The organism is Micromonospora sp. DH13 (assembly GCF_020873825.1).
Classification (GTDB): domain Bacteria; phylum Actinomycetota; class Actinomycetes; order Mycobacteriales; family Micromonosporaceae; genus Micromonospora; species Micromonospora haikouensis.
Genome location: NZ_JAHWGR010000048.1, coordinates 39,387 through 46,751, shown reverse-complemented (window position 1 = coordinate 46,751; position 7,365 = coordinate 39,387). Strand labels below are relative to the sequence as shown.

Sequence of the window (7,365 nt, the reverse complement as noted above, 5' to 3'; positions counted from 1 at the left end):
CGAACCCGGAAGCTAAGCCCTCCAGCGCCGATGGTACTGCACTCGGGAGGGTGTGGGAGAGTAGGACACCGCCGGACATTCTTTCGTTTCAGGGCCACCCCAACCGGGGTGGCCCTGAAACGCGTCCAGCCCCGGCTGCGAAAGCCTCCGGTCATCAAGAGAAAAGCGTCGGACTGAAGATCTACTCTGACACTTTCCTCTTGATCACCGGAGGTGCTGGCGGGCGTCGCGTCCAGGGCGGCGAGCCGCGGTGCGGCGCTGTCTGACAGCCGACAGCGGCCGGTCCCGTCTCCGGGACTCTCCTCGACTAGGGTCGATTTTGCAACGACGAGTGTCGATAGCCGACTTGTTGTGAAAGGGGCGCCGCATGAGGTTCCGGTCATGGTTGTCCGCAGTGGTCCTGGCGGTGGGCGTGGTGGCCGTGAGCCCGTCCGCCCCTGCGGCGTCGGCCCAGCTCGACCGCGCGCCGTCGGTCACGGCGCGCCCGTCGACCGGGTTGTCGGCCTCGTCGGTCGTCAGGGTCACGGCGACCGGCCTGCCCAAGAGGACCGAGGTCTCCATCGTCCAGTGCGACAAGGAAACCTACGACTACGACGGCAGCCGCCTCGGCTGCGCGGTCGTGCACACGACGACCACCAGCCGGCTGGGGCGGATCTCCGAGCAGGTGAGCGCCAGCACCAGGGTCTACCGCAGCCGCCCCTACGGTGACGACGAGCCGGTCTACTGCCGCGCGGACATCTGCCGATTCTTCGTCGAATGGGTCGTCGACGATGATTGGCAGTCGGTCGCCACCGCGCCCCTGGAGTTCACCGGCGACCCGGCCACGATCACCGCGACCCCGCACAGTGGCCTGGTCGACGGGCAACTGGTGGAGGTCACCGGCACCGCGAAGGGCTCACCCAGCCGGCACGTGACCATCATTCAGACCGCGTGCTACGACATCATCCAGGACAGCGGCTGCTATGGCGACACACCGCTGGCCACGGTGCCGCTCACCGAGGACGACACGTTCACGGCATCCGTGAACGTCCAGTACTGGCCCAACTGCGCGCCGGATGACTACATGACGACGTGCGAGCTGCACGTGGTGGTGTACGACGCGCAGGGAAAGCCCGACGGCTCGTTCGGCTCCGGCTGGTCCGGCCCACACAGCGCCTACCTCGGCTTCGCCCCGGTCGCCTAGCGTCGAAGGTCAGGCCAGGGCCTGTAGCGCCGGGCGGAGGCGGATCTGGCCGACTGCGCGGTCGTACCCGGCGAACATCAGGAACGCGTCGTCGCCGCTGCCGACCTGGCACATGGACCGGATCCAGCCCGTCGGTCTCGGGTTCAGCAGCATCTGCAGCACGGGCCCCGTGCCCAGGGAACCCCGGCGCGTCCTCGTCGCCGGATCGAACAGCGAGATGCCCACGCCGTCGCCGGCCGCCGCGACGAGGACCTCCCCGTCCAACTCCACGGGGCAGAGCGCGTACCGGGGTGAGCTGTCGTCGAAGGAACCGAGCGCCTTGCCGGTGACGAGGTCCCACAGGCGTACGGTGCCGTCGTTGGCGGCCGAGGCGAGCCAGCCCGCGCCGTCCACGGTGCCGGTGCAGAGGGCGTTGACGCTGCTGGAGTGGGCGGCGATCTGGAGGATCGGCCGTCCGTCGACCGGGTCCCACACCCGGATCCCGCCGTCGGTGTACGCGGCGGCGAGGAGGGCCCTGCCCCCGTCGTCGCGGGCGACGGTGCACAGCGCCTGGACGCCCGCTCGCACTCCGTGCCCGATCGTCCTGACCTGCCGACCGGCCTCGGGGTCCCAGATCCGGACCCCTCGCTCGCCGCCGCCGGAGGCGAGCAGGACCGTCCCGTCGACCGGCACGACGCACAGGGCGTTCACGGGGGCCAGGTGGCCGGCGAGGGCGCGCACCGCCTTCCCGGTCGCCGGGTCCCACAGGTGCACGGCCTCGCCGTAGCCGGCGGAGGCGAGCAGCGTGCGCTGCGGCGTCTCGACCGCGCAGAGCGCCCGCACCAGGCCGGGGGTGAGCCGGCCGGCCTGCCGACGCACCGCGTCGGGCGTCGGGTCCGGCAGAAAGCCCGCGAGGTCGAGGAGCACGCCGGAGGAGCCCATCACCCGCAGGTCCGCGCCGGTGTGCGGGTCACCGATCCCGACGAGGTGCCCGAGCCCGCCGTACGCGGCCCTGACGGCGCCGTCCACCGTCACCGGCGTCACGGCGGCGTGCCAGGGCCGGGTGAACGCCAGCACGGCGCCGGTGACGAGGGTGCCGCCCGCGACGATGCCGCCCAGCAGCGCGCCCGGCCAGCGCTGCGCCGACTGCACCCCCGGCACCACGGCGACGGCGGCGAGATACCAGAGCGCGGGCACCGCGAACCGCCCCGCGAGGCGGCCCACGGCGAGCATGTCCGGCGGGAACGGCTCCGCGCGGAGCGTGCCGCCCCGCAGCAACGAGAACAGCAGCGACAGCGCCAGCAGCACCGCGCCCACGATGACGACGGGACCGAAGTCGCCGGTGAACGAGGCCACCAGGGCGAACGCGACGGCGGTGGAGAGCACCCCGCGCACCCACGGTGCCAGCCGCGTGAACAGCACCCGGGACAGCCGCAGGGTCAGGGCCGCCCCGGCCGCCGTCACGAGCGCGACCGCCGCCAGCGACCAGAACCCGTCGACCCGCAGGGCGTCCGGTTGTGACCACCGCACCACGACCAGCAGGAGCAGCGTCGCGACGACGGTCAGGAGGAGTCGTACCATCGGATGACCTCGCAGTGCCCGGCCCGGCGCGGCCGGGATCGATGATGTCGAGCGAATGCGGGTCCGATTGTGTCAAGTGGACGCCACGCCGGTGGGGGGCCGGGCTAGGCGAAGCGGGACGGGTCTCCCGCGCCGACGCGCACGATCTCGGGGTCCCCGTCGGAGAAGTCCACCACGGTGGTGGGCTCGGTGCCGCAGTCGCCGGAGTCGACGACCGCGTCGATGGCGTGGTCGAGGCGTTCCTTGATCTCCCAGCCCTGGGTCATCGGCTCGTCGTCGCCGGGCAGCAGCAGGGTGCTCGACAGCAGCGGCTCGCCCAGCTCGGTGAGCAGGGCCTGGGCGACGGTGTGCGCGGGGATGCGGACGCCGACGGTCTTCTTCTTCGGGTGCAGCAGCCGGCGCGGCACCTCCTTCGTGGCGGGCAGGATGAAGGTGTAGCTGCCGGGGGTGGCCGCCTTGACGGCCCGGAAGACGGCGTTGCCGAGGTGCACGAACTGGCCGAGCTGCGCGAAGTCGCGGCAGACCAGGGTGAAGTGGTGGCCGCTGTCGAGGTGGCGGATCTCCCGGATCCGGTCCATGCCGTCCTTGTTGCCGAGCCGGCAGCCCAGGGCGAAGCAGGAGTCCGTGGGGTAGGCGATCAGCCCGTCCCGGCGGATGAGGTCGGCCACCTGGCCGATGGTGCGGGGCTGCGGGTTGTCCGGGTGCACGTCGAGGTACTTCGCCATGGCGGGAAGCTTAGGCCCCCGCCCCGACCTGTCGTCTTCCTGACAGTGTTCAAGAGACGTAAAAGTAGACGGTCATCGTTGTCCCATGGCCGTTCGATCGTTCCGTGGGGGCGGATACGGGGACCTGCTGGGTGCCCCGCCGATGCCCGGCCCCGTGCGGGTCACCGTGCTCGTCTTCGCGGTCCTGACGCTGCTGTTCGCCCTGGCGACGGTGCACCGGCTGCTGGTCGAGGACGGCTCGCTCGGCGCCGCGGTGTTCTTCGCCACCATGGCGGCGGCCTGCGCGCTGGTGGCGGGCACCCTGGCGGCCCGCCGGCCGTGGGCGGCCTACCCGGCGTACGCGCTGTCCGGGCTGTTCGCCGCGGCCTCGCTCGGCCTCTTCGGTGCGATCACGATCGTCGGGCTGGGGCTGCTCGCCTGGGTGCTCTGGTCGCTCAACACGCGGCCCGCGCGGGAGTGGTTGAGCGGGCGTCGCCGGCTGCGGTGACGCCCGACCGGGGTGGCGGTGGCGCGGCCCGGGGGGCGCCACCGCCACCCGACGGTCAGCCCCGCGCGACGATCGCCACCAGGTCGTCGACCGTGTCCAGCCGCTGGCCGGGCGCGGTCAGCTCCACCTCGACGCCGTACTCCAGTTCGAGGGCGTCGACGAGGCGCAGCAGGCCGAGGGAGTCCACGCCGAGGGCCATCAGCGAGCCGCCGCCGAGCACGTCGACGGCGGACACCTCGCCCCCGGTGGCCTCGCTGACCAGTGCGGCGATCCGCGTACGCGGGTCGGTGGTGCCCATCAGAGTTCCTCTCGGGACTGTCGGACGATCTCGGCGATCTCCGCGATCGTGGGGGTGTCGAAGAAGGCGTCGAGCGGCACCTCGACGCCGAGCCGCTGCTGGATCCGTCCGCTGATCCGGGTGATGGTCAGCGAGTGCCCGCCCAGGTCGAACAGGTCCTCGTGCAGCCCGATGTCGGGGATCTTCAACACGTCCTGCCAGATCTCGCGCAGCGCCTGCACCACCGGGTCGGCGTCGGTCTCCGGCGCGGGGGGCGCCGCCTCCTCGGGGGCGTCGCGGCGCGTCGGCGCGGGCAGCGCGGCGCGGTCGACCTTGCCGTTCGGGCCGACGGGCAGCCCGTCCAGCAGCACCCAGTCGGTGGGCAGGACCGCCGCCGGGAGGCTGAGCGCCAGGTGCCGCCGCAGCTCCGCGGCGTCGACGGCCGAGCCGGCGCGGGGCACGGCGTACGCGACGAGGCGGGCCTCGCCGTCGGCGTCGGCGTGCAGCGTCGCGGTAGCCTCGGCCACCCCCGGGTGCTCCAGCAGGCGGGCGGTGACCTCGCCCAGTTCGAGCCGGTGCCCCCGGACCTTCACCTGGTCGTCGGCGCGGCCGAGGAAGTCGAGGCGGCCGTCCGGCAGCCACCGGCAGCGGTCCCCGGTGCGGTACAGCCGCCCGTCGGCCGCGCCGAACGGGTCCGGCACGAACCGTTCGGCGGTCAGGTCGTCGCGCCCCCGGTAGCCGACGGCGAGCCCCGCCCCGGCCAGGTACAGCTCGCCGGGCACCCCGACGGGCACCGGCCGCAGCGCGGCGTCCAGCACGTACGCCCGCACGTTCGGCAGCGGCCGACCGATGGTCACCGTGTCCGGGTCGGCGGGGACGTCCTCGACGGTGGCGTAGACGGTCGCCTCGGTCGGGCCGTACCCGTTGACGAGCCGGGCGGTGCGGGCCCGCAGCTCGCGGGCGAGGGCGACCGGCAGGGCCTCCCCGCCGGCGACCGCCACCAGCGACCCGGCCGCACCCGCCGCGTCGGCGGTTTCGGCCGCGCCGAGGCCCGCCGCCAGCAGCACCCGCCAGCCCGACGGGGTGGCCTGGGCGTGGGTCACCCCGGCGTCGCGGACCAGCCGCAGCACGGCCGCGCCGTCGAGGGCGCTGACCCCCGAGGCGACGACCACCCGGCCGCCGGTGACCAGCGGCAGGAACACCTCCACGGCGGAGATGTCGAACGACGGCGAGGTCAGGTGCAGCCAGCGGTGCGCGGGCCCGGCGTCCAACAGGTCCCGCATGCCCAGCAGCAGGTTGGTCAGCGCGCCGTGGCCGACCGCCACGCCCTTGGGCCGGCCGGTCGAGCCGGAGGTGTAGAGCACGTACGCGAGGTCCGCGGCCGTCGGGACGTCGGCGTCGACGTCGGTGTGCCCGCCGCCGAGCAGGTCGACCTCGTCGAGGGCGAGCACCGGCGGCCCGGCGTCGGGGCCGGCGTCCGGCGCGGCGGCGGTGACCACCAGCGTCGGGGCGGCGTCGGCGAGCACGAGCCGCTGCCGCGCCGGGGGATGGCCCGGGTCGACGGGCAGGTACGCCGCCCGGCAGCGCAGCACCGCCAGCATCGTCACCACCGTCCGCCAGGAGCGGTCCAGCGCCACCGCGACCAGCGAACCCGGGCCGACGCCCCGGCCGCGCAGCAGCGCCGCGAGCCGGCCGGCGGCGGCGTCGAGCCGGGCGTAGCCGAGCCGCACGTCGCCGTCGACGACGGCCACCGCGTCCGGGTCGGCGGCGACCCGGGCGGCGAACAGCTCGGGCACGGTGACGTCCGGGTACGCCCGCGCGGGGCCGGTGCCGTCCCGGACGACCTGCTCCCGCTCGTCGGCGGGCAGCACCGGCAGGTCGGCGACCGGCCGCTGCGGGTCGGCCACGACGGCGGCGAGCAGCGTGCGCAGGTGGCCGCCGATGCGCTCGACCGCGTCGGTGTCGATGGCGGCCGGGCTGTGCTGGAGGCCGACGTCGACGCCGGTGGGGCCGTCCACGACCTGCACGTGCAGCGCGTTGCGGGCCGCGCCGCCGAACAGGGTCCACTCCACCTCGGAGTCCACCCCGGCGAACGCGGGGTCGTCGCCGCGCCGGCGGTAGCCGACCGACACGGCCGTGAGCGCGGGCGCGGGGCGCAGCCCCGACACGGCGTGGGCCAGCGGCACGTGCCGGAACCGGTACACCTCGCGCAGTCGGGCCCGCACGGCGCGGGCGTGCTCGGCGAACGAGCCGGCGGCGGGGTCGTCGGCGGTGACGGGCAGCTCGTTGACGAACAGCCCGACCCGGTCGGCCTGCTCCGGCGCGCGGGTGGACAGCGTGACGCCGACGGGCACGCCCCGGTTGCCGTAGCGGTGCAGCAGGGCGTGCACGGCGGCGAGCAGCAGCTCGAACCGGGTCACCCCGAGGCTGCCGGCGACCCGGCCCACGCCGTCGACCAGGTCGGCGGGCAGCGCCACGGCCACGACGGCGCCCGGCTCCGCGCCGGTGGGCACCCGGCGCAGGCCCGGCAGGACCACGTCGGCGGCGTCGGGCCGGGCCTGCGCCCAGAACTCGCGGGCGGCCGGCAGGTCGACGGCGACGCGGTCCCGCTCGGCCGCCGCGTCCCCGGCGTACCCGTCCGCGGGGGGCGTGGCCTGCGCCGCCGTCCCGGCGAGCGCGGCGGCGTACGCGTCGGCCAGGTCGCGGGCCAGCACGTCCTTCGACATCCCGTCGAAGGCGAGGTGGTGGACGCAGACCAGCAGCAGGTGCCGGCCGTCGGCGGCGGTCAGCAGCGTGAACCGGGCCAGCGGGCCGACCCGCAGGTCGTGCGGGCGGGCCAGTTCCTCGGCGACCCGGGCGTCGGTCCACTCGCCGAAGGTCATCGAGGCCCGCCCGTCGGCGGGGGCCAGCCCCGGCGTGCCGTCGGCGTCGGTGACGACCCGGGCGCCGAGCACGGGGTGCCGGTCGGCCACGGCGGCGCACGCCTCGACCAGGGCCCGGCGGTCCAGGTCGGCGGCGAACCGGACGCCGAGCGCCATGTGGTACGCCGTGCCGGCGACCCCGGCCTGCTCGGTGAACCAGACGGCGTGCTGCGCGTATGTCGCCTCGGCGGTGCCCACATGCTCTCCCATGG

Annotated in this window: 6 protein-coding genes; 2 read left to right on the top strand and 4 right to left on the bottom strand. The window is 74.9% G+C overall.

Annotated features, from left to right (window positions below; all coding sequences use genetic code 11):
• The first annotated feature begins 394 nt into the window (after positions 1-394).
• Entirely contained in the window at positions 395-1,183 is a 789-nt protein-coding gene (locus LPA42_RS30600) for a neocarzinostatin apoprotein domain-containing protein (RefSeq protein WP_228987047.1), read from the top strand.
• Positions 1,184-1,192: 9 nt separating this feature from the next.
• On the opposite strand, the gene LPA42_RS30595 is transcribed toward LPA42_RS30600, so the two are convergent.
• Together LPA42_RS30595 and LPA42_RS30590 are read right to left on the bottom strand one after the other, a co-directional pair.
• On the bottom strand, positions 1,193-2,743 hold the full coding sequence (locus tag LPA42_RS30595; RefSeq protein WP_077940403.1) for a WD40 repeat domain-containing protein: 1,551 nt from the start codon (positions 2,741-2,743) through the stop codon (positions 1,193-1,195).
• Positions 2,744-2,847: 104 nt separating this feature from the next.
• Positions 2,848-3,468 (bottom strand): L-threonylcarbamoyladenylate synthase, encoded by a 621-nt coding sequence (locus tag LPA42_RS30590; protein WP_043969213.1) that lies wholly within the window; start codon positions 3,466-3,468, stop codon positions 2,848-2,850.
• An 85-nt stretch (positions 3,469-3,553) separates the two neighbouring features.
• Here LPA42_RS30590 and LPA42_RS30585 point away from each other — a divergent pair, with 85 nt between their 5' ends.
• Positions 3,554-3,955, top strand: a complete 402-nt coding sequence (locus tag LPA42_RS30585; RefSeq protein ID WP_077940402.1) for a hypothetical protein — start codon at positions 3,554-3,556, stop codon at positions 3,953-3,955.
• 55 nt (positions 3,956-4,010) lie between these two features.
• Here LPA42_RS30585 and LPA42_RS30580 read toward each other — a convergent pair whose 3' ends face one another.
• On the bottom strand, positions 4,011-4,253 hold the full coding sequence (locus LPA42_RS30580) for an acyl carrier protein (RefSeq protein ID WP_077940401.1): 243 nt from the start codon (positions 4,251-4,253) through the stop codon (positions 4,011-4,013).
• Complete coding sequence (locus tag LPA42_RS30575; protein ID WP_077940400.1) at positions 4,253-7,363, bottom strand: non-ribosomal peptide synthetase; 3,111 nt, start codon at positions 7,361-7,363, stop codon at positions 4,253-4,255. Before LPA42_RS30575 ends, LPA42_RS30580 begins: the two co-directional genes overlap by 1 nt.
• Positions 7,364-7,365: the final 2 nt, after the last annotated feature.

Coding starts and splice junctions, on each gene's coding strand:
- LPA42_RS30580 (WP_077940401.1), bottom strand. CDS start 4,253: ATGGGCACCACCGACCCGCGTACGCGGATCGCCGCACTGGTCAGCGAG.
- LPA42_RS30595 (WP_077940403.1), bottom strand. CDS start 2,743: ATGGTACGACTCCTCCTGACCGTCGTCGCGACGCTGCTCCTGCTGGTC.
- LPA42_RS30575 (WP_077940400.1), bottom strand. CDS start 7,363: ATGGGAGAGCATGTGGGCACCGCCGAGGCGACATACGCGCAGCACGCC.
- LPA42_RS30590 (WP_043969213.1), bottom strand. CDS start 3,468: ATGGCGAAGTACCTCGACGTGCACCCGGACAACCCGCAGCCCCGCACC.
- LPA42_RS30585 (WP_077940402.1), top strand. CDS start 3,554: ATGGCCGTTCGATCGTTCCGTGGGGGCGGATACGGGGACCTGCTGGGT.